The 22,059-nt window shown below is 62.2% G+C and carries 21 protein-coding genes; 9 read left to right on the forward strand and 12 right to left on the reverse strand.

Going from position 1 to position 22,059, the window contains the following annotated elements; translation table 11 throughout:
• Positions 1-154: 154 nt before the first annotated feature.
• Positions 155-520: a type II toxin-antitoxin system HicB family antitoxin gene (locus tag ACU688_RS19765; protein WP_448186053.1), complete on the forward strand. Its 366-nt coding sequence runs from the start codon at positions 155-157 to the stop codon at positions 518-520.
• Between the two features lie 4 nt (positions 521-524).
• Here the strand turns inward: ACU688_RS19765 and ispC are convergent, their stop codons facing one another.
• Complete coding sequence (gene ispC / locus ACU688_RS19770) at positions 525-1,700, reverse strand: 1-deoxy-D-xylulose-5-phosphate reductoisomerase (protein WP_448186054.1); 1,176 nt, start codon at positions 1,698-1,700, stop codon at positions 525-527.
• Positions 1,701-2,146: 446 nt separating this feature from the next.
• Between ispC and dxs the strand changes: the two genes are divergently transcribed.
• Genes dxs through ispG form a run of 3 tightly spaced genes read left to right on the forward strand, consistent with a single transcriptional unit; the run spans position 2,147 to position 6,198 of the window.
• Entirely contained in the window at positions 2,147-3,970 is a 1,824-nt protein-coding gene (dxs, locus tag ACU688_RS19775) for a 1-deoxy-D-xylulose-5-phosphate synthase (RefSeq protein WP_448186055.1), read from the forward strand.
• 2 nt (positions 3,971-3,972) lie between these two features.
• Positions 3,973-4,902, forward strand: coding sequence for a 4-hydroxy-3-methylbut-2-enyl diphosphate reductase (gene ispH, locus ACU688_RS19780; protein ID WP_448186056.1), 930 nt, complete (start codon positions 3,973-3,975; stop codon positions 4,900-4,902).
• Positions 4,903-4,920: 18 nt separating this feature from the next.
• A complete protein-coding gene (gene ispG, locus ACU688_RS19785; RefSeq protein WP_448186057.1) occupies positions 4,921-6,198 on the forward strand; it encodes a flavodoxin-dependent (E)-4-hydroxy-3-methylbut-2-enyl-diphosphate synthase in 1,278 nt (425 codons plus the stop codon).
• Here the strand turns inward: ispG and ACU688_RS19790 are convergent.
• The gene (locus ACU688_RS19790; RefSeq protein WP_448186058.1) at positions 6,166-7,338 is read right to left on the reverse strand and encodes an MFS transporter; all 1,173 of its coding nucleotides are present in this window, start codon (positions 7,336-7,338) and stop codon (positions 6,166-6,168) included. The genes ispG and ACU688_RS19790 overlap by 33 nt on opposite strands.
• A gap of 141 nt (positions 7,339-7,479) precedes the next feature.
• Here ACU688_RS19790 and ACU688_RS19795 point away from each other — a divergent pair, with 141 nt between their 5' ends.
• Positions 7,480-8,067 carry a TetR/AcrR family transcriptional regulator gene (locus tag ACU688_RS19795; protein ID WP_448186059.1) on the forward strand — a complete coding sequence of 196 codons (588 nt, stop codon included), beginning with the start codon at positions 7,480-7,482 and terminating at the stop codon, positions 8,065-8,067.
• Here ACU688_RS19795 and ACU688_RS19800 read toward each other — a convergent pair.
• The 5 genes from ACU688_RS19800 to ACU688_RS19820 form a co-directional block, all read right to left on the reverse strand.
• Positions 8,051-9,406: an MATE family efflux transporter gene (locus ACU688_RS19800; protein ID WP_017735597.1), complete on the reverse strand. Its 1,356-nt coding sequence runs from the start codon at positions 9,404-9,406 to the stop codon at positions 8,051-8,053. The genes ACU688_RS19795 and ACU688_RS19800 overlap by 17 nt on opposite strands.
• Before the next feature lie 19 nt (positions 9,407-9,425).
• Positions 9,426-10,004, reverse strand: a complete 579-nt coding sequence (locus ACU688_RS19805; protein ID WP_448186060.1) for a DUF2239 family protein — start codon at positions 10,002-10,004, stop codon at positions 9,426-9,428.
• Between the two features lie 124 nt (positions 10,005-10,128).
• Positions 10,129-10,947, reverse strand: coding sequence for an NAD(+) synthase (gene nadE / locus ACU688_RS19810; protein ID WP_448186061.1), 819 nt, complete (start codon positions 10,945-10,947; stop codon positions 10,129-10,131).
• Between the two features lies 1 nt (position 10,948).
• The gene (gene pncB / locus ACU688_RS19815; RefSeq protein ID WP_448186062.1) at positions 10,949-12,166 is read right to left on the reverse strand and encodes a nicotinate phosphoribosyltransferase; all 1,218 of its coding nucleotides are present in this window, start codon (positions 12,164-12,166) and stop codon (positions 10,949-10,951) included.
• A gap of 11 nt (positions 12,167-12,177) precedes the next feature.
• Positions 12,178-12,825, reverse strand: a complete 648-nt coding sequence (locus ACU688_RS19820; protein ID WP_017735602.1) for a nicotinamidase — start codon at positions 12,823-12,825, stop codon at positions 12,178-12,180.
• 146 nt (positions 12,826-12,971) lie between these two features.
• Here ACU688_RS19820 and ACU688_RS19825 point away from each other — a divergent pair, with 146 nt between their 5' ends.
• On the forward strand, positions 12,972-13,664 hold the full coding sequence (locus tag ACU688_RS19825) for an NUDIX hydrolase (RefSeq protein WP_448186063.1): 693 nt from the start codon (positions 12,972-12,974) through the stop codon (positions 13,662-13,664).
• 808 nt (positions 13,665-14,472) lie between these two features.
• Here ACU688_RS19825 and ACU688_RS19830 read toward each other — a convergent pair.
• Positions 14,473-15,246, reverse strand: coding sequence for an L-iditol 2-dehydrogenase (locus tag ACU688_RS19830; RefSeq protein ID WP_448186064.1), 774 nt, complete (start codon positions 15,244-15,246; stop codon positions 14,473-14,475).
• A 19-nt stretch (positions 15,247-15,265) separates the two neighbouring features.
• A complete protein-coding gene (locus ACU688_RS19835; RefSeq protein ID WP_448186295.1) occupies positions 15,266-16,525 on the reverse strand; it encodes an ABC transporter substrate-binding protein in 1,260 nt (419 codons plus the stop codon).
• A 261-nt stretch (positions 16,526-16,786) separates the two neighbouring features.
• Between ACU688_RS19835 and ACU688_RS19840 the strand changes: the two genes are divergently transcribed.
• The 3 genes from ACU688_RS19840 (at position 16,787) to ACU688_RS19850 (ending at position 19,865) form a co-directional block, all read left to right on the forward strand.
• Positions 16,787-17,707 (forward strand): AraC family transcriptional regulator, encoded by a 921-nt coding sequence (locus tag ACU688_RS19840; RefSeq protein ID WP_448186065.1) that lies wholly within the window; start codon positions 16,787-16,789, stop codon positions 17,705-17,707.
• Positions 17,708-17,879: 172 nt separating this feature from the next.
• Positions 17,880-18,827, forward strand: a complete 948-nt coding sequence (locus ACU688_RS19845) for a nucleoside-specific channel-forming protein Tsx (RefSeq protein WP_448186066.1) — start codon at positions 17,880-17,882, stop codon at positions 18,825-18,827.
• 15 nt (positions 18,828-18,842) lie between these two features.
• Positions 18,843-19,865, forward strand: coding sequence for a purine-nucleoside phosphorylase (locus tag ACU688_RS19850; RefSeq protein ID WP_448186067.1), 1,023 nt, complete (start codon positions 18,843-18,845; stop codon positions 19,863-19,865).
• A 161-nt stretch (positions 19,866-20,026) separates the two neighbouring features.
• Here the strand turns inward: ACU688_RS19850 and ACU688_RS19855 are convergent, their stop codons facing one another.
• The 3 genes from ACU688_RS19855 to ACU688_RS19865 form a co-directional block, all read right to left on the reverse strand.
• Positions 20,027-20,986: a quinone oxidoreductase family protein gene (locus ACU688_RS19855; protein WP_448186068.1), complete on the reverse strand. Its 960-nt coding sequence runs from the start codon at positions 20,984-20,986 to the stop codon at positions 20,027-20,029.
• 30 nt (positions 20,987-21,016) lie between these two features.
• Entirely contained in the window at positions 21,017-21,190 is a 174-nt protein-coding gene (locus ACU688_RS19860) for a DUF1427 family protein (protein WP_124528348.1), read from the reverse strand.
• An 88-nt stretch (positions 21,191-21,278) separates the two neighbouring features.
• The gene (locus ACU688_RS19865; protein ID WP_448186069.1) at positions 21,279-22,043 is read right to left on the reverse strand and encodes an AraC family transcriptional regulator; all 765 of its coding nucleotides are present in this window, start codon (positions 22,041-22,043) and stop codon (positions 21,279-21,281) included.
• Positions 22,044-22,059 lie beyond the last annotated feature (16 nt).

Consider the following 22,059-nt stretch of genomic DNA (forward strand, 5'->3'; position numbering starts at 1 on the left):
TACATCAATCCAGGGAAGGCCCAGCAAGCTGAGCTAGCATTGACGAACACCATTTTTTGCAACTACGCCTAGTCGCACGCAGGGAACGCCGTGTCCAAAAATGAAAAGCTGCTCGCCAGATCATCGAACAATTGAAATCAGGAGACCTGATTCAGTGAACAACCAACTGAAACACAAAGGCTACATCGGCTCTATCGAAGCCAGCCTCGAAGACAACTGCCTGTTCGGCAAGATGCTGTTTATCAAGGCACTGGTCAGCTACGAAGGGAAAACCGTCGCCGAGTTGGACGCGGCCTTTCGAGAGGCGGTGGACGACTATCTCGCTACGTGCCAGACCCTTGGGCAAACACCCGAAAAACCGTGCAAGGGTTCGTTCAATGTTCGGGTCGGCCATGACCTGCATTTGGCCGCAGCCCTGGCCGCGACCCGCAAAAAAATCACCCTCAATGACCTGACGCGCCAGGCGCTGCATGAATTCCTGCAACACCACGGCGCAGACGCCTGCCCTGCGCTCGGCTAAGCCCTCAGAAATCGCACAGCCGCACCTGCTCCCGGGCCAGTCGCCGGGACTGGTGATCCACATCCAATACAGCATCAAGACAAACGTCGGTTGGCAGGACGATCCGTTGCAGCGTGCCTTCGATTACCCGTGCAATCTGGGTAAACCGAATGCGCCGCCCCAGGAACGCGTCGACGGCCACCTCATTGGCTGCATTCAGCGCTGCGCTGGCCTGGGTGCCCTCCGCCAGCGCCTGTAACGCCAGGCCCAGGCACGGAAAGCGTGCGACATCGGGATGTTCGAAGGTCAGCCCTGCGATGCGGGTCAGGTCCAGCGGCTCTACGCCCGATTCGATACGCTCTGGATACGCCAATGCATGGGCCACAGGCAAACGCATATCGGGGTTGCCCAGGTGGGCGAGCACCGATTGATCGCGCAAGACCACCATGGAGTGCACCACGCTTTGCGGGTGGATCAACGCCTCGATGCGCGCGGCGGGCAAGTTGAACAGCCAATGCGCCTCGATGAGTTCCAGGCCTTTGTTCATCATGGTCGCGCAATCCACGGAGATCTTGCGGCCCATGGACCAGTTAGGGTGAGCGCAGGCTTGTTCGGGTGTGACGTCGGCCAGGCTGTCGACGGGGCGCGTCCTGAACGGCCCGCCGGACGCGGTGAGGATCAGGCGATCAACATCGTCCATCGCCCCCTGGCAACCTTGGAGACACTGGAAGATCGCGTTGTGCTCGCTGTCGAGCGGTATGACCGTGGCCCCTGCCCTGGCGGCCGCGTCCATGAACAACGCGCCAGACATCACCAGCGCCTCCTTGTTAGCCAGCAGGATTTTCTTGCCCGCCCGAGCGGCGCTCAAGGTGGGCAGCAATCCTGCCGCGCCGACAATGCCCGCCACCACGGTGTCGCAGTCAGTCGAAGCCGCCGCCGCACACAGGGACTCGGCGCCGCAAAGCACCTCGGTGGGCAGACCGGCTGCCAGCAGATGAGCCTGTAATTCAATGGCGTGCTGCGCCTCACTGACCACCGCTATTGCAGGTCGAAACTGCCTGCATTGATCAAAAAGTTTTTCCATACGTCGGTGGGCGGTGAGGCCATGCACCACAAATGTATCAGGGTAACGCGCGACTACATCCAGAACACTGTCGCCGACCGACCCGGTTGAACCGAGAACGAGCAGGCGTTGCAACATGGCAGCGTTGTCCTTTTCCAAGTTAATGAACTTATCCAACAAGCCTAGCGACAGGCCGCTGTTTAACAAGCCAGCGCAAAGACCAACTGGCAATAAAATACAGACCCCTCAATTATAAAAACCGAACATATGATTTTTTCACAACTCTGTCATTCCAAATTAAACTAGCGGCGCACTTGTCTTTCCAACTCAATCCTTCTAAATAATTAACTCCCTCGCCCCTATTCCAACCCGCCCACGTGTTTGGTCCGCAGTATCGTCCAATGGCGAAAACCTTATGGGACCTTACTGTGAACACCTGCGCCTCCATCTTCCGCACAACTAACGTTTGCCTGAAGCGTGCAGCGCCTGAATTCAAACGCCACTCAACACAATGAATTCACTGACCTCAAGGTGACGCCGCTGGCTATGTAACGGCACTGGTTGACCACCCGTGGGAGCCCGCCATGTTTGAACTTCTGAATACCGTCGATAACCCCGCACAGTTGCGTAAGTTGCACCCTGCGGCACTGCCGGCACTGGCCGACGAGTTGCGCGCGTTCATCCTGCACAGCGTAAGCGCCACGGGTGGCCATCTCTCTGCCAATCTGGGCACCGTCGAACTGACGATTGCGTTGCACTACGTGTTCAACACCCCGCAGGACCGGATTGTGTGGGACGTCGGGCACCAAGCCTACGCCCACAAGATTCTCACCGGGCGCCGTGAAGAAATGGCGGGTATTCGGCAGTTTGGTGGGATCTCGGGCTTTCCCAGGCGTTGTGAGTCGCGCTATGACCACTTCGGCACCGCGCATTCGAGCACCTCGATATCGGCGGCACTGGGCATGGCGTTGGCCGCCCGGCATCAAGGGTGTTCGCGCCATTGCGTCGCGGTGATCGGCGATGGCGCACTCAGCGGCGGCATGGCCTTTGAGGCATTGAACAACCTCGGTTTGTTCCGCGACCTACCGTTCCTGGTGGTTCTCAACGACAACGACATGTCGATTTCTCCGTCGGTGGGTTGCCTGCGCGAGCACTTGAGCGCATTGGTCGCCGACCGCCAGGATGCCAGCCTGTTCAGCCTGATGGGGTTGAACTACAGCGGCCCCATCGACGGGCATGACCTGGATGCGCTGCTGCACGCCCTGCGCCAGGTGCAAGCCTGCGAAGGCCCACAACTGCTGCATGTGGTCACCGAAAAAGGCCACGGCTACTCGCCTGCAGCAGCAGACCCGGTGCTTTACCACGGCCCGGGGAAATTCGACCCCGTCGAAGGCATCCGCTGTGCGCCCCCAGGTGCGCCCACCTACACCCAAGTGTTCGCCCAGTGGCTGGCAGACGAGGCCGAGCGTGACCCAAGAGTGATGGTCATCACCCCCGCCATGCGTGAAGGCTCCGGCCTCGTGGCCTTCGAACGCAGGTTTGCCGATCGTTACTTCGACGTCGGCATTGCCGAACAACACGCCCTGACCTTCGCCGCCGGCCTCGCCGCCGAAGGCATGAAACCCGTAATCGCCATCTATTCGACCTTCTTGCAGCGCGGCTACGACCAGTTGATCCATGACATCGCGATCCAGCAACTGCCCGTCGTGTTAGCCATTGACCGCGCAGGCGTTGTCGGTGCCGATGGGGCTACCCATATGGGCGCCTTCGATATTGCGTATCTGCGCTGCATACCGAATCTCACCGTGATGGCGCCCGCGGACGAACAGGAATGCCGGCAGATGCTGCACACCGCCCTCCAGCAACAAGGGCCCTGTGCGGTGCGCTACCCCCGGGGTGCGGGGAGCGGCGTAACGCCCTCGCCCCGACTCGAACCGTTGCCCATTGGCAAAGGCGAGATTCGCCGGACCAGCGCCCAGGCCAAGGGGCAACGCATTGCCATCCTGGCGTTTGGCTCAATGACCCAACAGGCCCTGAAGGCCGCGCAAACCCTGGACGTCACCGTCGCCAATATGCGCTTTGTCAAACCGCTGGACTGCGACCTGGTTCGCACACTGGCGAGCACCCATGATTGGTTGGTGACCGTTGAAGAAGGCTGTGTCATGGGCGGTGCCGGCTCGGCCTGCCTGGAGTGTCTGGCGCGCCAGAACGAGCGGCCACCGGCGCTGCAAATAGGTTTCCCCGACCACTTCATCGAGCATGGTGCGCCGGATCAACTGTTGCACCATTACGGCCTGGACGCCTCGGGCATGGTCCACGCCATGCAGCAGTTCGCCCACGAACACCAACTGGGCCTGCCTGAACTGGCGGTGCCCAACCCTTCGGCGTTTTTTCAAGCGAGCGCCTGACCATGAACGTGATCCTCGCCCAACCACGGGGCTTTTGCGCAGGTGTCGTGCGCGCAATCGATACCGTCGAGCGCGCCCTGGAGCAGTTCGGTGCCCCCGTTTATGTGCGTCATGAAATCGTGCACAACCGGCAGGTGGTGCAGTCGCTGCAGGAGCAAGGCGCCCTGTTTGTCGACGAACTCAACGCCGTGCCGCTCGGCGCCGTGACCATCTTCAGCGCCCACGGCGTCGCACGCGAGGTGGAGAACCAGGCCCATGACCGACACTTGCAGGTATTCGACGCCACCTGCCCGCTGGTGAGCAAAGTGCATAACCACGGGCGCCAGTATGCCGCCAAGGGTTACCAGTTGATCCTGATTGGCGAGCCCGGGCACCCCGAAGTCATCGGTATCCAGGGGCAGATCGACGCGCCCATCACCCTCGTCCAGACCGTCGAGCAGGTCGAGGCCCTGACCTTCCCCGCCGAGACCCAACTGGCCTACCTCACCCAGACCACGCTCAGCGTCGACGACACACGCGCCGTGGTCCAGGCACTTACGCGGCGCTATCCGTCCATCGTCGGGCCGGCCAGTCGCGATATCTGCTACGCAGTACAAAACCGCCAACAAGCCGTGCGCGAACTGTGTACCCAGGTGGATGTGCTGCTGGTGGTAGGCAGCGCCAACAGTGCCAACTCCGTGACGCTGTGCAAGCTGGCCAATGACAATGGCACGCCCAGCTTTCTGGTGGCCGATGGTCACGCCATACAGGCTCAATGGTTTGACCCAGAGATGACAGTGGGCATCACGGCGGGCGCCTCGACACCGGAAACCTCCGTGCAAGATGTCCTCGCGGCGCTGGCGCGTATCGCACCGTTACATGTTCAAAACCTGCCGGGGCGTGAAGAACATGTGCAGTTCCGTCCGCCCGCTGGGTTGATTGCCCGGCAGTAAGCCAGAGGAGGCGCAACCATGAACAACCCCGTGCTTCGGCGCAGCACCCGTACGGTACAGATCGGCTCGGTCACCGTGGGCGGCAGCGCACCGATCCGGGTACAGGCGATGACCAACACCGACACCGCCGATGCCAAGGCCACGGCGGCGCAGGTCGAACAGTTGGCCCGCGCCGGTGCGGAGCTGGTGCGCATCACCGTCAACAGCCACGAGGCAGCCGCGCAGGTGGCGACCATCCGCGACCTGCTCAATGGCCGTGACATCAGTGTCCCGCTGGTCGGCGACTTTCACTTCAATGGCCATCGCCTGTTGGCAACCTACCCGAAATGCGCCCAGGCCCTGGACAAATACCGGATCAACCCCGGCAACGTCGGCAAGGGCGAACGGCGCGATGAACAATTCTGTCAGATGATCGAAATCGCCTGCCGCTACGACAAGCCGGTGCGTATCGGCGTTAACTGGGGCAGCCTGGACCCCGACCTGCTCGCCCGGATGATGGATGCCAATGCCGCCCGCGCCGAACCGCAGGCGGCTGGCGCAGTGATGCGTGAAGCATTAGTGGTGTCGGCGCTGGAAAATGCCCAACGGGCTATAGAGGTCGGCCTGCCGGCGGATCGCATTGTGTTGTCGGCAAAGGTCAGTGATGTGCAGGAGCTGATCGCGGTGTATCGCACCCTCGCGGCGCGCTGTGATTTCCCCCTGCACCTTGGCTTGACTGAAGCCGGCATGGGCTCCAAGGGCATCGTCGCCTCGACGGCCGCGCTGGCGGTGCTGTTGCAGGAGGGCATTGGCGACACCTTGCGTATTTCCCTCACGCCACAACCCGGCGGCGAGCGCAGCCATGAGGTACAGGTTGCCCAACAAATCCTGCAAACCATGGGCCTGCGGGCCTTTACCCCGCAAGTGGTGGCGTGCCCAGGCTGCGGCCGTACCACCAGCGAATTCTTCCAGGTCCTGGCCCAACGGATTGAGGCGCACCTGCGTGAGCAAACGCCGCTGTGGCGCACGCGCTATCCGGGGGTGGAACGGATGCAGGTCGCGGTCATGGGATGTGTGGTCAACGGCCCCGGCGAAAGCCGACTGGCGGATATCGGCATCTCATTGCCCGGCGCCGGTGAGCATCCATCGGCGCCGGTCTATATGGACGGCGAACGGGTGATGACGCTCAAGGGTACGACCATCGCCGAGGATTTCATCCGGCTGCTCGACGCTTACGTCAGCGCGCGTTACGGCCATCAGGCGCAGGCCCTGCATGCGTTGCTTTCATCCCAAGCGCCGATAGCCCAGCAACGCTGACCCCAACACCACCGCCCCCGCCACCAACGCCACCCAGAACCCGCTGGTGGCGCCAAAGTGGTCGATCATCCAGCCAGAGCTGGCGGCGCCGATGGCCACGCCGATGCTCAGGCCGGTGATCAGCCAGGTCATGCCTTCGGTCAGGCGGCTGGGCGGGACGATGCGCTCCACCAGGGCCATGGACACGATCAGGGTCGGCGCGAAGAACAGGCCGGAAATGAAGATCGCCACTGCCAGCCCCGGGATATTGGTCACCAGCAACAACGGCAAGGTGGTCAACGCCGTGGCCACGCCGCAGCACAGAAACTGCTTGGGCAGCGGCGCCTTGAGCTTGAGCGTGCCAAAGGCCAACCCCGCCAGGCACGAGCCGATGGCGTACACCGACAGGACGATGCTCGCCGCCGCCGGCTGGCCCTGGTGCTGGGCGAAGGCCACGCTGACCACATCTACCACACCGACGATCACGCCCATGGCCAGCAACAGGATCATCAGGATCAGCACCGACGGCGAAGCGATCAACCAGCCGCTGTGATGGTCGTGGTGGGCATGCACGGGCGGCTCCGTTTCGCGTTGCAGCACAAAGGTGGTGACGCCCACCGCCAGCAACAACGCGGCGACCAGCGGCCCGGCTTCCGGGAACAGCACCACGCTCAGGCCCACCGAGATCGGCGGGCCGATGATGAAGCACACTTCATCCAGCACCGATTCCAGGGCAAACGCGGTTTGCAGCTGGGGTTGCCCACGGTACAACTCGGTCCAGCGCGCCCGCACCATGGCGGACATATTCGGCATGCAACCGGCCAGCGCGGCGAACAGGAACAACGTCCAGCTCGGCGCCTGCAAACGGGTACACAGCAGCACCATCAACAAACCGCCGCCGCCGAACAGCGCGGCGATGGGCAGCACCCTGCCCTGGCCGTAACGGTCCACCAAGCGGGAAACCTGCGGCGCACAAAACGCCGTGGCCAACGCAAACACCGCCGCCACCGAGCCCGCCAGACCATAACCGCCATGCACTTGGGCGAGCATGGTGATCAGGCCGATGCCGGTCATCGACACCGGCATGCGCGCAAGCATGCCGGCCAGCACAAAAGCCCGCGCGCCTGGGACCTGGAATAACGCGGCGTAGGGGTTTGCCATCTCTCTTGACCTCTTCCTGTGCGCCTTGGGACTTGCTATCTAAAGTCATCAAGGCAAAATACATACGGTGCGTATGTGACGAATCATGCGTAACATACGCGACGTATGTCAATCACTCACTTGCCCATAACGAGCCACCCCATGAGCCGAGCCCGCGCTGAAATGATCGAAGACACCCGTGCCCGGCTGATCGCCAGCGCGCGCCAGGCGTTCGCCACACAAGGGTACGCCAACACCTCGATGGACGACTTTACCGCCCGCGCCGGGCTGACCCGGGGTGCTTTGTACCATCACTTCGGTGACAAGAAAGGCCTGCTGGCCGCCGTGGTCGCGCAACTCGACAGCGAGATGGATGCGCGCTTGCAGCACATCACCGACCAGGCCTTGGATCCATGGACAGGCTTTTGCGAGCGCTGCCGGACGTATCTGGGCATGGCCCAGGACAGCGAGATCCAGCGCATCGTGTTGCAGGATGCCCCGGCCGTACTGGGCGACACCGGTTCCCAACAACACTGCGTGGCCTCGCTGTGCCAACTGCTGGAAGGCTTGATGCAGGCCGGGGTGATCCACCCGGTGCCGAGCCAGGCGCTGGCCCAGTTGATCAATGGCAGCCTGGTCAACACCGCGCTGTGGATCGCCCGGGATGAAGACCCGGACGCGCGCCTGCAAGAAGGTTTGCACGGTTTGGAGCTACTGCTGCGCGGCCTGAAACTCACACCAACCGCGTAATCTGCTTGTGCCGCCACACCAGCCGGTAATACGCGACCTGCAACCCGAGCATCGCCAGGTACGTCACCGGGAACGCCATCCACACGCCTTCCAGGCCGAAGTGCGCGTTGAACAGGTACGCCATCGGCAGTTCCACGCACAGCACGCAGAAGATCGAAATCGCCACCGGCATCAACACCACGCCGCTGGCGCGCATGATGCCGCCGACCACCGCCTGGAAACCAAACACCAGGATGCTCCACAGCATGATGTGCAGCAGGTGCTCGGCGTTGACCCGCGCGGCGTCGTCGGTGATGAACAAGCCGAGCAGCCAGTGGGACAGCACATAGCCCAGCACGATCAGGCCGCCGGTGAGGCAGGTGTTGATCAGCAGCCCGGTGCGCAGGATCGGCCCGATGCGCTCCAGGCGCCCCGCACCAATGGCCTGGGCGCCGAGGATCGACGCGGTGATGGCAATCGACAACGCCGGGAACTGCACGTAATTGACGATTTGCGTCACCGCACCGTAGGCCGCCGTGGCCTGGGAGCCATGGCCGTTGACCAGGGCGAGGATGACCAACTCCGACAGCGACAGCACCACCATCTGTAGGCCGGTAGGCAGGCCGATACGCAGGACTTTGCCGAGAATCACGCGGTCCAGGCGCAAGGCGGCGAGCAATTCGCGGTCGGGCGCCATGACGTGTTTTTTATGGCGCAGGCGCAGGACCAGAAACAGCATGGCCAAGGCGTTGCCCACCAGCCCGGCGAACACCGCGCTCTGGATGCCCATGGGCGGCAAGCCGATCCAGCCGCGAATCAGCGCCGGGGTCAGCAATAGGCCCACTAGGGTGGAAACCACCAGCGCCAGCAACGGCGAAACCGTATCGCTGACACCACGCAGCAATTGGGTATAGAGGATAAAAACCAGCAGCAGCGGCATGATCAACATCATCATCTGCGCGTAACCCACCGCATCGTCCAACACGTCAATTGGCGTGCCCAACGCTTGCAACGCCGGGCGCGCAAACAGGCTGCCGAGCACCGCTGCGATCACCCCCACCAACGCGCCCAGGGTCAGGGTCGCGCCGGTGATCACCTTGACCAACCCGGTCTCCTGCGCGCCCCAGGCCTGGCCGATGAGCACCGAAGCACCGGCCCCCAGGCCAATCACCAGGGCGATAAAGAAAAACACGATGGGAAACATCCCCGACACCGCCGCCAGCGCCTGGGTGCCGAGCATTTGCCCGACGTAGATGCCGTTGAGGGTGCCGGAAAAGCTTTGCAGGAAGTTGGACAGCACCATCGGTGCCAGAAAGATCAGGTAGATCTGCCACAACGGCCGTTGCTGGGTGACTTCCATGGGGGTTCGAATCCGTGAATTATTGTTGGGCGGCAAAGGCATTACGTGACAACCAGGCCAGGTACGTCTGCACGTCCAGCGGCCAGTGCGCGATCGTGTGGGCAAAGTCTGCGCCGTCCTGGGCAAACAGTGCGCGCGAAGCGTCTTCAAACCCGGGCAGATTGCCAGCGATGGCACTCATGAAACGATAGCTGGCCTCCTTGGCCTGGCGTATCTGATCACGGGAGGCGTGCAGGTTGCGAGCGTCATCCACCAACCGGCGCAAAGCAGCCGAGGCGCCACCCCGTTGCTGGCCCAGCCATTCCCAGTGGCGTGGCAACAACGTGACTTCACGCGCGACCACGCCCAGCTTTGGCCGCCCCACCGAAGGCGCGGTGGGCGGCTCGTCAGCAGCCTCGACCTGCGCTGGCTGATCCGGCGCATAACCCGCCGGCCAGGGGTAATCGACCTGGGTGCCGGTGGTGTCATCGAATACCAGGAAACTGCCGGTGGCCAGGTCAAGGCCTGACAGCGTGTGGGCGACATCGGCGTAGGAACCTGCTGCCACGCGCTGGTGGCTGACGAAGGCGGTGCACAGGGGAATGTTTGGCGTAGACATGGATTATCACCCGGGTGTTATTTGTTTTACCCGGGTCATATTAGTCGGAATTTTGCAGCTTGCAAGCGCATTTACACAGACGCGGAGCGTCTGGGCTGCATTCCCACGCGGAGCATGGGAACGATCATTGGTCTGGGGTCATCGGTAGTGCGCGTTTGTGGGTGGTATTGGCGTACGCGGTTTCCACGATTCCCCTCACCCGCTCGCTCACCGGCTCCCCCATCAGGTACGCGTCGATCTCTGCGTAAGAGCAGCCATAGGCGTGTTCATCCAACTTGCCCGGCAGCAACTCTTCCAGGTCGGCGGTCGGGTGTTTGTGCACCAGATTGTCCGGCGCGCCCAGGGCCGTGGCCAGCAGGCGCACTTGGGTCTTGGTCAGGCCGGACAGCGGCGCGAGGTCGCAGGCGCCGTCGCCGAACTTGGTGAAAAACCCCATCAACGCTTCGGCGCCGTGGTCGGTGCCGACGACCAGGCCGTTGTGCAGGTTGGCCACGGCGTATTGCGCGATCATCCGCGCGCGCGCCTTGACGTTGCCCTTGATGAAATCGACGTGGGCGGCGCTGGCTTCGCTGGCGGTCAGGCTGGCCATCAAGCCGTCGACGCTGGCGGCGATGTTCAGGGTGTCGATCTGGTCCGGGGTGATAAAGCCCAGGGCAGCCTGGGCGTCGTCCTCATCGGCCTGGGTGTTGTAGGGCAAGCGCATGGCGATAAACCGCGCGGCGTAGCCGGCACTGCGCAATTGCTCACACGCCAGCTGGCACAGGCGGCCCGCCGTGAGGGAGTCAACACCGCCACTGATGCCCAGCACCAGGGCCTTGCAGCCCGACTGGCGCAACGTGGTCTTGATGAAGTCGATGCGCCGTTGAATCTCCAAGGGCTCGCCGCCCCTGACCAACGCGCGGTCGATATTCAGTTCCCGGGCGATACGTGCTTGGGTTTGCATGTCACACCTCCACGTTGGCGACATTGAACACCTTGGCCGCGTACTGCAAAAACGAGGCGTCTTCGCAGACGTTCTTGATCGGGTCATCGGAGAACTTCACCACCGGCTCGCCGTGCACCCGCACCAGTTTCATCACGATGCTCAACGGTTCCACACCGTCGACGTCGCACGCCAGGCTGGTGCCCATGCCAAAGCCGAACCGGGCCTTGCCGCGCACGTGGCGCAGGATCGGCAGGCATTTTTCGAAGTTCAGGCCGTCGGAGAACATCAGGTCCTTGGTCATGGGGTCGATGCCCAGTTGCTTGTAGCGGGCCAGCACCTTGTCGGCCCAGGCAATGGGATCGCCGGAGTCCTGGCGCAGGCCGTCGTAGAGCTTGGCGAAGTACAGGTCGAAGTCCTTGAGGAAAAACTCGGTGCTGATGCAGTCGGTCAGCGCGATGCCGAGGCGCCCACGGTATTCGCGCACCCAGTTTTCCAGGGCGGCGTTCTGGCTCTCGCGCAGGCGGCCCAATTGCTGGTGCACCATCAGCCATTGGTGCGCCATGGTGCCGATCAGCGGCAGGTCGAACTCATAGGCCAGGTGCGCGTTGCTGGTGCCGACGAACTGGCCGGGAAAGTCGCGGCGCATGATATCGATCACTTCGCGCTGGGCCTTGAACGACAGGCGCCGGCGCGTGGAAAAGTCGGACACGCGCAGGTCGGCCAACTCTTCGCGGCTGAGGTGTTTCTCCAGCCAGTCGAACTTCTGATAGAGCTTGCGGGTGACGTCTTCCAGGGTCACATCGGGGTATTTGTCACGGTTGCGCAGCTCGCTGACCAAGGCCAGCACCGGTTGTTCAAACATGATGCAGTGCAGCATCGGGCCGATGACGCGGATGTTCAGTTGGCCGTCAATTTCACTGACGTGGATATAGCGCAGGTTGAACCGGAACAGGCCGAGAAAGCGCTCGTAATCCGGGGTGAGGTATTCGCGAAAGCGCGGGTTGAACAGAAAGCGCAACTCGCCTTCACGCATGTGCAGGCCGGCGAGTTTTTCCAATTCGTCGCGCAGTGCCGGGATCAAGTGCCCGAGCTTTTCCCGCGAACGCACGATGAAGTTGTATTCCACATCGACGTTGGGGTGCTGGTGCAGCACGGCCTGCATCATGGTGAAGGTGTAGTAGTCGGTGTCGAGCAAGCCCTGGATCACCGGGGCGTTGTAGTCGTAGGCACTTTCCATGGTGGGTCTCCTTAACGCGTGGCCATCGCGGCCAGTTCTTCGCGGGTGCTGCTGATTGCAGCACCGGCCTTACGCAGCTCATTGAGCGCTTGAATACCACCCTCCTCGCTGATCCCCCGGCACGCCGGCACGTGCAGGACCACCTCCAGGCCGGCCTTGAGCAGCTGCAACGCGGTGGTCTTGACGCAGTAGTCCAGGGCCAGGCCGCCGACGATCACGCGCACCACGCCGTGGGCTTTGAGGTACTCGATGACGCCGGTAGAGAGTTTGTCGTGCAGGTCGTGGTAACAGGCGCCGTAGGGGTGCAGGTCGGGTTCGACGCCTTTCCAGATGAAGTAGTCGTAGTCGTACGGGGTGGGCAACTCGTCCAGCAACGTGAAGCCCTCGGTACCCGGGACGCAGTGGCTGACCCAGGTCACGTCGGCGTGGGCCAGGCCGGTGGGTTGCAGCATCTCGCTGTGCTGCGCGACGACCCAGGGCGCGTGCGGGGTGTGGGCGTCCTTGCTGCCGACGCGGTGGCCGGCGAGGCTGGCCATGTAGTTGAGCTCGGCGCCGATGCGGTCACCGCCGACCACCGGCAGTTCGTTGGGGCACAGGGGCGTGAAGCTCTTCTGGGCATCGACGTCGAATGAAGCAATGGCGGTTTTTGCGAGGGTCATGGCGGTTCTCCTGTGGCCTGAAAACAAAAGTACACGTCATGTACTTTCATAGCAAGAAACATTTGTTTATCTGGGTCGGTGTCAGTCCATGACATATCTGTTCGATCCGTTAGACTGTGCCCTGCCACTGTTTATAAGGATGTCCCATGCCACTTAGCGCCTACCTGCATACCGTCGACCTTTGCGTCCTGTTCTACTGCCGCGCGTCCGGCGAATTGAAATTGCTGCTGAACCAGCGCGACGCCGAGCCCTTCGCCGGGCATTGGGCGCTGCCGGGGGTGGTGGTGAATGGTGGCGTGCAGGACCTGAGCCTCAAGGATGCCGTGGAGCGGTTGCGCGCCAGTGACAAGGTGGGGTTTGAACTGGCCTGGAGCGAACAGGTGGGCACCGTGGGGGATGCGTTTCGTGATCCGCGGTGTTGGTCCTCGTCCACTTATTACTTGGCGATTGTGGCGGATGACGTGGCGCTGGCTGAGCATCAGGCCTGGTTTGCGCTGGATGCGGTGGCGGATGGCAGTATCAAGCTGCCGTTCGATCACAACCTGATCGTGGCGGCGGTGCAGGAGCGGTTGTTGTCCAAGTCGCTGTACAGCAGCTTGCCGTTGATGTTTTTGGGGGGGGAGTTTAGTGCGCCGCAGGCTACTACGATTTTTTCGGTGGTGCTGGCGCGGCCGGTGTTGAAGACCAGTGTTCGGCAGCGGTTGTTGAAGTTGGCTGAGGCGGGGTATTTGCGGGAGACGGGGCGCAAGAAGCCCGGGGACGGTGGGCGGCCGCAGGCGACGGTGGAGGTTTTGAAGGCTGGGGAGGTTTATTTTTTTGATCGGAGTTTTGCGGAGTAGCGTTTGGTGGGGGGCATATCCGTTGTTTAGGTAACGGCGACTATTGGTTCCGCCCTTACGGCGGGTCACTTTTGGAAAAGAGCCCCAAAAGTAACCAAAAGGGCTCTTGCCCCAACACTCGGTGCCTCGCCTAGGCTCGGCATGCCCGTAATCCGACATGGATTTGGGGGGCCGCCGCCACGCGCCATCCATGGCGCGGGGCGGCTAAACCGGCATCCCTGCCGGTTTACCCCCCAAATCCATGTCGAATTCCGGCCAGCGTGTTTAACGGGGCGCCTAAGATCAAAATCAAAAACAAAGCGAGGCGGCCTGACAGCCGGCCTGATCGAGGAAGCGTGCGCGGTACCCTGTGGGAGCTGGCTTGCCTGCGATGGCATCAACTGGGTTTGCCTGATGTACCGAGGTGTCTGCATCGCAGGCAAACCAGCTCCCACATTTTGAACCGAGCTCGACAGGACAAATACCGGTCGGCTACTAGGCCGCCGCGCTCTGGCTTTTGATCTGGGGTCGCCCCGTCAAACACGCTGGCCGAACGCAGGCTTGAATCCGTGGGCAACCCGGCAGGACGCCGGGTTAGCCGTCCTGGGCCAAGGATGGCCCATGACGGCGGCCCACGGATTCAAGCCGGAGTGAGGGCACACCGAGCCTAGGCGAGGTGCCGAGTGTTGGGGCGAGGACCTTTTGGTTACTTTTGGGTCCCTCCAAAAGTGACCCGCTGTAAGAGCGGAACCAATAGTGGCCGTTACCTAAATAACGGATATACACACCAACACACCAACACACCAACACACCAACACACCGCCACCCCCTAGCTCATCCAATTCCCCCCATCAACGTTATACGTCTGCGCCACCACATAATCCGCCTCCGCCGAAGCCAAAAACACCGCCATCCCCGTCAAGTCCTCAGCCGTCCCCATCCGCCCAAACGGCACCTCCTCCCCCACCCGCCGCTTCTTCTCCCCCGGCGCCAACCCTTCATGCCGGGCAAACAACGCATCCACCCCGTCCCAATGCTCCCCATCCACCACACCGGGCGCGATGGCATTGACGTTGATCCCCTGCTTGATCAAATTCAACCCCGCCGACTGCGTCAGGCTGATCACCGCCGCCTTGGTCGCGCAATACACCGCCACCAACGGCTCCCCACGGCGACCAGCCTGGCTGGCCATGTTGATGATCTTGCCGCCATGCCCCTGGTGGATCATCTGCCGCGCCGCCGCTTGCAAGGTGAACAACGTCCCCGCGACGTTGATCGCAAACAGCCGCTCATAACTGTCACGGGTGATATCGACAATCGGCGCCAAGTCAAACAGCGCCGCATTGTTGATCAAGATATCCAGCTTGCCGACCTCGGCCACCACGGCGGCAATCGCGGCGTCGATGGAAGCCTGGTCGGTGACATCCATTTCCACCGCATACGCCTGTGGCCCCAGTTCGGCGGCCGTGGCCTGGGCCCGCTGCAGGTTGATATCGGCAATGGCGACGCTCGCACCCTCAGCAATATAGGCCTGGGCGAACGCGCGGCCGATCCCGCGCGCCGATCCGGTGATCAGCGCGCTTTTACCTTCAAGTCGTTTCATGGGGCATGTCTCTAGAGAATTATTTTGGATAACCCGCGCGTTTCATTTCGCGCTCGGTGGTGGACTGGGCCTGGAGCAACGCCTGGTCAACCGACATGCCTCCGGTCAGCGCCGCCGAGAACATCTTGCCCACCGAGGTGCCGATGGCCTGGAACTCGGGAATGGTCACGTACTGGATGCCCACGTACGGCACCGGCTTGGCCGACGGGTGCGCCGGGTCGGCGTGTTTCATCATCTCCAGGGTCACCTGGGCAAACGGCGCCGCCTTCAAGTAGGCGTCGTTGTAGGTGGACTGGCGAGTGCCGGGCGGTACGTTGGTGATGCCTTCTTTATCGGCGACCAGTTGGATGTAGTCCTTGGACGTGGCCCAGGTGATAAAGGCCTTGGCCGCGTCCTTGTGCTTGGACGTGGCCGGAATCGCCAGGGACCAGGCGTACAGCCACGAGGAACCTTTGTCGGTGACTTCGGTGGGCGCGGCGGCAAAGCCGACGCTGTCGGCCACCTTGCTTTGGCTCTTGTCGGTGGTGAAGGAGCCGGCGACGCTGGCGTCTACCCAGATCGCGCATTTGCCGCTGTTGAACAGCGCCAGGGTTTCGTTGAAGCCGTTGCTGGACACGCCTGGAGGGCCGTATTGCTTGAGGCTGTTGACGTAGAAATTAGCGGCGGCGGTCCATTCCGCGCTGGTCAGCTCAGGCTTCCACTGCTCATCGAACCAGCGCGCGCCAAAGGCGTTGGCCATGGTGCTCAGCAAGGCGATGTTCTCGCCCCAGCCGGCCTTGCCGCGCAGGCACAGGCCGTATTGGTCCTTGTCCTTGGCGGTGAGCTTGGCGGCGAAGGCGCCGAGTTGGGTCCAGGTCGGATGCGCGGGCATGCTCAGGCCGGCCTGCTGGAACAGGTCGGTGCGGTAGTAGGTGACGGTGCTTTCGCCGTAGAACGGCAACGCGTAGAGGGTGTTGTTGACCGACAGGCCCTGGCGGACCGAGGGGAAGATATCGTCGACGTCGTAGTCGGCCGGCAGTTGGGTCAGCGGCTCCAACCAGTGCTTGGCGCCCCACAGCGGGGTTTCGTAGGTGCCGATGGTCAGCACGTCGAATTGCCCGCCCTGGGTGGCGATATCCGTGGTGAGGCGTTGGCGCAGTACGTTTTCTTCGAGCACCACCCAGTTGAGCCTGATGTCCGGGTGCTGCGCTTCGAACACCTTGGACAGGCGCTGCATACGGATCATGTCGCTGTTGTTGACCGTGGCGATGGTCACGGTGTCGGCGGCGTGGCTGGGCATGGCCAAGGCCAGGCCGGACAGCAGGAACAACGCTTGCGGGAGCTTGAGCATGGCGGTATCCACCTGTTGTTTTTGTTGTTGAGGGCCGATTACAGCAGGTTGCCCCAGCCCTCACAAACCCGTGGCGGATGCGCGACTGGTACTTTTTTAACCTTGGGCGTTGGGTTAAAAAAGTATCAGTGCCGGGGGAAACAGGGGGTAGCGCGGCCACGGCCGAGGCGCGTATTTTGGAGCGATTCCAAGAATCATAAGAAGCCCGCCATGCCTGTCAGCCGCGCCCAACTGTTCGAGCACCGCCCTGCTGAACTGGAAGTGATCCTGCCCGAGCCGGACCACTGCTTTCGCTGGTTCGAACACGACTACCCCTATGACCTGGCGCGCTGGAACCACCACCCCGAGTTTGAGATCCACCTGATCCGCCAAGGCAGCGGCAAGCTGGTCGCGGGCGACTATATCGGCGCCTTCAGTGCCGGCCACGTCGCCCTGATCGGCCCCGACCTGCCCCACGATTGGATCGGCGAGCTGGCCCCCGGCGAGTACCTCAAGGGCCGCGACGTGGTGCTGCAATTCGACGGCGCCGCCCTGCTAGGCCTGCGCAAGACGCTGCCGGAACTGGGCGACTTGCAGCCGCTGTTCGAGCAAGCCCGACGCGGCCTGCAATTTCACGGCGACACGGCGTTGCGTGCCGCTGTGTTGATGGAAGACATCGGCAAAGCCCAGGGCCTACAGCGGCTGGTGCTGTTCCTGCAACTGCTCGATACCCTCAAGAGCGCCCCGCCACAGCAAGTACTCGCGCTGGCCAGCCCGTGCTACGCGCCCACCCTGGATGCGCGTAGCGCCGAGCGCATCAACAAGGCCTTTGACTACCTCATGCGCGAACTCACCGGGGACGTGCGCCTGTCGGTGATCGCGCAGCAACTGGAGATGAGCGAGCCGGGCTTTTCACGCTTTTTCAAGCGCAACACCGGCCACGGTTTTATCGACCTGATGCGCAAGTTCCGCGTGCAACGCGCCTGCCGCCTGTTGTTGCAAAGCGAGATGTCCGTGGCGGCAATCTGCTTTGAGGTGGGCTACGCCAACCTGTCCAATTTCAACCGGCACTTTCGCATCGAAATGAATCAGACGCCGAGCGACTATCGCCGGGAAACCGCGCTGCACCGGTTCAATCCCTCGACAAAATGACACCGGGTCAATTCTGACCAAAAGGTCGACTAATCGCGCTTTTTTCCAGTCTATTCAAGCCAATAGTCAAAGTTGGTACAGCCTATGCAAACGTTTGCGGAACGAACTTGCCAGCCAAGTTCACCACGACCCGAAGATTCGGGTCCAAACCGCGTACGAATAGGGATTTTCAATGCATTCCACCGCAAGGCACCCTGCCGCTCTTGGTGTTTCCCTGCTACTGGCCGCCGTTACGGGACTACTCAGCGCGCCCATTTTCGCGCAGGAAAAACCCGTCGATGACTCAGCACAGGGCGAAACCCTCAGCCCGGAAGCCAGCCCGACGAAAAAAGGCGTGTACCTGTCGGAATGGTTCAACCAAGACCTGACATTGATCGGCAGCAAAGACATCAGCTTCGGCCCCAAGCCGTCAGACGACATCTACCTGGAATACGAGTACTTCGGCCGCAAGGGCCCCTTCGAACTCTATGGCTATATCGACGTGCCAAAGATCCTCGGCATCGGTAACAGTAATGACAAAGGCGTGTGGGACCATGGCTCGCCGGTGTTCATGGAGCACGAGCCGCGCATCTCCATCGACTACCTGGCGGGCCGCAGCCTGGCCATCGGGCCGTTCAAGGAATGGTATGTGGCGTTCGACTGGATCTACGACCACGGCAGCAACAAGGCCAACCGTGCCAACACCCTGTACAGCGGTTTGGGCACCGACATCGACACCCACTCGCGGGTCAATCTGTCGGCCAACTTCTACGGGCGCTACCAGTGGGAAAACTACGGCGCCAGCAATGAGTATTCGTGGGATGGCTACCGCGCACAAATGAAGTACATCGTGCCCATCGGCAAGTTCGACAACGGTGCCTCGCTGACCTATATCGGCTTCACCAACTACGACTTTGGCTCCGACCTGCACAAGGACAACCCAGCACGCACCGCCAACTCGTTGGTAGCGACCAATGTGCTGCTGTATTCGTTTACCCACCTGCGGTTCACCCTGGTCGGTCGTTACTTTCATAACGGCGGCAACTGGGAGGATGGCAGTGAGTTGAATTTTGGCGAAGGCAACTTCCGCGCGCGATCGGACGGCTGGGGCTACTACGCCGGCGTCGGGTATCAATTCTGATAGAGGAGCTTTTGGATGAACGTACTTTCCCGCCTGTCACTGGCTGTCGGCCTGACCCTGTTGCCCCATGTGGTGTTGGCGGATGCGCCGATCAAACCCAAGGTGATGCTGATCACCATGTTCGCCCCCGAGGCACAAACCTGGATTGACCGCCTGCAACTCAAGCAGGAGGTCCGCGTGCCGGGCCTGTCCGCCGAATATCCAGTGATCCGCTGCAACACCCAGGACGTCTGCCTGCTCGTCACCGGCATGGGCCAGACCAACGCCGCCGCGTCCACCCTGGCCCTGGCCTTGTCGCCCAAGTTCGACCTGCGCCAGAGCTACTTCCTGATCGCCGGGATCGCCGGCATCAGCCCCAAGCACGGCACCATCGGTACTGCGGCCTGGGCCCATTACCTGGTGGAATTCGGCACGCAGTGGGAACTGGACTCGCGGGATGCACCCAAGGATTGGCCGACCGGTTACATCGGCATCAACACCAAAGGTCCTAACGAAAAACCGCCGCTGGACTACAAGACCGAAGTGTTTGAGCTGAACCCCAAGTTGCAGGCCAAGGCGTTTGCCCTGTCGCACCAGGTTGAACTGACGGAAAGCAAGGAATCGGCGGCATGGCGCAAACACTACCCCGCCGCCCCGGCCAACCAGCCGCCACAGGTCACCCGCTGCGACACCCTGGCGGGCAACACCTGGTTTTCCGGCACGCGCTTGAGCGAGCGGGCCGAGGTCTGGACCAAGTTGTTGACGGATAACAAGGGCGAGTACTGCACCACCCAGCAAGAGGACAACTCCACCTATGAAGCGCTGCTGCGGGCCAGCCGTGAGGGGTTGGTAGATATCCAGCGCTTGGCCGTGGTGCGCGCGGGTTCGGACTTCGACCGGCCGTATCCGGGTTACAGCGAAGTGGACAACCTGCTGAAGTACGCGGATCAGGGTGGGTTTGTACCGGCACTGGAGAACCTGTACCGCACGGGTAACCCGCTGGTGCAGGCGATCCTCAAGAACTGGTCGGCGTGGGAAAACGGTGTGCCCGAGGCCTAGTAACAACCACCTGCTGGCAAAAAACTCATGTGGGAGCGGGCTTGCCCGCGATAGCGGTAGATCAGCCACTGATGTGCTGGCTGGACCATCGCCATCGCGGGCAAGTCGAATCGTCGCACCGCCGCTCCCACATTGCTTTTTCCTACATTGTTTAGAGCGGGTCAGGGCAGGAAGATGATCTTGTCCGCACTACCATTATTCACTTCCTCATAGCTCTGCAACACCTGCGCCAACGCCACTTCCCGCAACCCCGTCGGCAACGGCAACGAACCCTCATCAAAAAACCGCCCGAACTGCTCCAGCATCACCGCGCACTGCTCGCAGTTGTAGAGCAACGAGTTGATCCCAACCACCGACCCGCCCTTGCGGTACAACGCCAGGGCCGGCAATTGCACCTGCCCGTCCACCGGCGCGGCGATGATCGCGATACGACCAAAGGGCGCCAACCCGGCGACCGCTGCGGGCAACCAGAAACCGGTGGTGTCGAAGATCACATCGGCGCCGCCCTTGAACACGCTGTTGACCTGCACGCCCAAGTCCTCCGGCGCACCCAAGGCAATCGCTTCAACCCCCTGCCCCTGCAACACCTCGACCTGCTCCGCCCGCCGCACCGCGGCCAGTACCTGGGCGCCTCGAATTTTCGCCAGGGCCAGGGCCGCACTGCCTACCGCACCATTGGCGCCAATCACCAGCAACCGCGTGCCTTTGCCAACGCCGCTGCGCTCCAGGGCATCCCAGGCGGTGGTGTACGGCACGCCAAGGCTGGCGGCCTGGGCGAAACTCAGGTGGCTGGGTTTGTGCGCCACACCTTTGGCTGAAACCTTCACAAATTCAGCGTGGGAACCGTCGGCAAAAAAGCCGAGATCGCGCCCCGTCCCCCAGACCTCCTGGCCAAGCAACGCCTGCGGACCTTCAACGACAACGCCGGCAAAGTCACGCCCGGGAATGCGTGGCAAGGTGGTGTAGGGGAAACGGCCAAGCACGTTTTTCACGTCGCTGGGGTTCAATCCCGCCGCCTTGATCTGCACCAGCACTTCACCGGCGGCGGGCACCGGGGTGGCGACGTCGACGAAACGCAGGGAGGCGAGATCGCCCGTAGCGGAAAATTGCAGTGCTTTCATGGCCAATATCCATCGAAGGGAAAAAGGGAATCAGGACAACCAACCGCTGACCAGCTGCCGCCCCATGGGCCAGAGCTTTTCGCCCAGCAGCATGCCCATCAGGCCTACCAAAGCGATAGCCGGTGGCGCGGGTGAGCGGAAGTCCAGGGCGCCGTAGAGCACGCCGACAAACAGGCCAATGGCGAGGGAAATCAGGTAGCTCATGGAACGGCGCCTTGTGGGTGGATGAGCTCAGTGTAGAGAGCCCAATCCTGAAGCGTCGGCCAAGTACTTCAGATTATCGGCCAACCCCTCAACCGACGTATTGCGACGGCGCCACACCCAGTTCGCGTCGGAACATATCGCTGAAACTGCTCGGCGAGTAACCCAATGAACGCGCGATGCTGCTGACCGGCTGGCCCTGGATCAACTCCGCCACCGCCGTGGCCAGTTGCACCTGGCGCCGCCATTCGGCGAACCCCATGCCCAGATGGTGCAGGAACAACCGCGACAAGGTCCGCACGCTGGCCCCGGCCGTCTCGGCGTGTTGTTCGAAGGGGACTTCCAACGAGGGCGCGGCCATCACAGCCTGGCAAGCGTTGATCAAGCGACGGTCGGCCTCCACCGGCATGGCGATGCGGATCGGCGAGCGGCGTGCCCGTTGCAACTCCAGCAGCGCCAGGCGCACCACCGCGTCGTAATAGCCCGCATCGCCGCCGTCGCCCTCTTCCACCAGCGTGACAATCAGTTCGCGCAGTAGGCCGCCGACCTCGATCACCTGCACCTGGCTGTCCAGCGTCGCCGCCAACGCCGGGCGCAGGTAGATATTGCGCATCTGCAAATCCGACACCACGCGAATGCCATGCTCCACCCCCGGTGGCAACCACACGGCACGCTGGGGCGGGACCACCAGGGCTTCGCGCGGCGTTTCGACCCACATCACGCCGCTCATGGCGTAGAGCAATTGGCCCCAGTCGTGGCTATGGGGTTCCACGTACAAGCCACGCGGGTAGGTGCGCGCCAGGGGTTGCACGGGGACGGCGTGATCACTGAGGTCGGGGGGCGCGGCCAGGGCCATGGGGAGTGCGTCGATT

It is taken from the genome of Pseudomonas acericola (SeqCode), assembly GCF_053456465.1.